This is a genomic window from Selenomonas sp. oral taxon 892 str. F0426 (genome assembly GCF_000468035.1).
Classification (GTDB): Bacteria; Bacillota; Negativicutes; order Selenomonadales; family Selenomonadaceae; genus Centipeda.
Genome location: NZ_KI260546.1, coordinates 180,927 through 181,294, shown reverse-complemented (window position 1 = coordinate 181,294; position 368 = coordinate 180,927). Strand labels below are relative to the sequence as shown.

General features: G+C 62.0%; 1 CRISPR repeat array.

Annotated features, from left to right (window positions below):
• Nucleotide 1 precedes the first annotated feature (1 nt).
• Nucleotides 2-368: direct repeats of the CRISPR family, unit length 30 nt; unit sequence TTCAATCCACGCGCCCCGTGCGGGGCGCGA.

Below are 368 nucleotides of genomic sequence, written 5' to 3'. Positions count from 1 at the left end.
TTTCAATCCACGCGCCCCGTGCGGGGCGCGACACGACATAGAGGAATCGGAAAGCCTGGAATCTGCTGTTTCAATCCACGCGCCCCGTGCGGGGCGCGACGTGGCGGTGTCCCTGCCATCAAACCGTTATACAGGTTTCAATCCACGCGCCCCGTGCGGGGCGCGACACTAGGCGTAGCCAATCAATCAGACAGCCCTAGGTTTCAATCCACGCGCCCCGTGCGGGGCGCGACCCCGCCTTGCGCAGCTCCCGCATTTCCTTCACGGTGTTTCAATCCACGCGCCCCGTGCGGGGCGCGACTTCAATCCTCGGATATTCGAGGATATTTTTTATTTGTTTCAATCCACGCGCCCCGTGCGGGGCGCGA